The 952-nt window shown below is 45.8% G+C and carries 1 protein-coding gene; it reads right to left on the bottom strand.

Translation table 11 applies throughout. The features are described from left to right. Window positions 1-952: coiled-coil domain-containing protein (locus LMC10_RS02115; RefSeq protein ID WP_229268799.1), on the bottom strand; the 952-nt coding region annotated here is incomplete at both ends.

Genomic DNA, 952 nt, shown 5'->3' with positions numbered 1-952 from the left:
AAGCCTTAGCAGCAGCTAACTTATCTGCAGCAGCAGTTTGAGCATTTACAGCAGTATCATGAGCATCTTGAGCAGTCTTTTGACGAGTCTTGGCATTTTCAAGAGTTTCACCAGCGGCGTTTACTTCTGTTTGAGCACCGTTCAATGCAGTGTTAGCTTCAGCAAATGCTTGTTGAGCCTTAGTTACAGCTGCAGAAGCAGTGTCCCAAGCATCCTTAGCTTGTTGTTGGGCTGCGTCGTTCCATTCATTTGGTTCGTTAACATAGGCTTCTTCAGCAGCATCAAAAGCATCCTTTGCCTTTTGTTCAGCAGCTTTTGCAGCATCCAAGTCTGCTTCTGCCTTAGTATAAGCATCGCTAGCAACTGTTTGACGGTTGGCAGCTGCATCGTAGTTACCTTGAGCAGTCTTAAGATCAGCGTTGGCTTCTTCTAAGGCGTTACCAGTTTCGTTAACCTTAGTTTGAGCATCATTAGCAGCCTTTTGTAAAGCGGACATGTCAGGGTTAGTAGTACCTAACTGGTCAGCAGCAGCGGTTTGAGCATTGCGGGCTTCATCAAGGGCCTTTTGGGCTGCACTTAATGTGTTGTTAGCATCGTTTAATGCCTTAGCAGCATTTTCTGCCTTAACAGAAGCTTGTTGATAAGCCTTAGCGGCAGCAAGTTTGTCAGCAGCGGCAGTTTGAGCATTGCGGGCTTCATCAAATGCTTGTTGTGCATTAGCAACATCTTGTTCAAGTTGATGTGCTTGGTTGTACTTGTTAAGAGCATCTGTTTGGGCATTCAAAGCTTCATCAGCAGCCTTTTGCGCTGTTTGTTGAGCAGCTTGAGCGTTGCCAAAGTCTTCGCTAGCCTTGTTTACGTTAGCACTAGCAGTTGCATAAGCCTTAGCAGCAGCTAACTTATCTGCAGCAGCAGTTTGAGCATTTACAGCAGTATCATGAGCATCTTGAGC

Source organism: Limosilactobacillus reuteri subsp. simiae (genome assembly GCF_020784875.1).
Taxonomy (GTDB): domain Bacteria; phylum Bacillota; class Bacilli; order Lactobacillales; family Lactobacillaceae; genus Limosilactobacillus; species Limosilactobacillus reuteri_H.
Note: the sequence above shows the minus strand (reverse complement) of the source record. Positions and strands in the feature narration are given on the sequence as shown.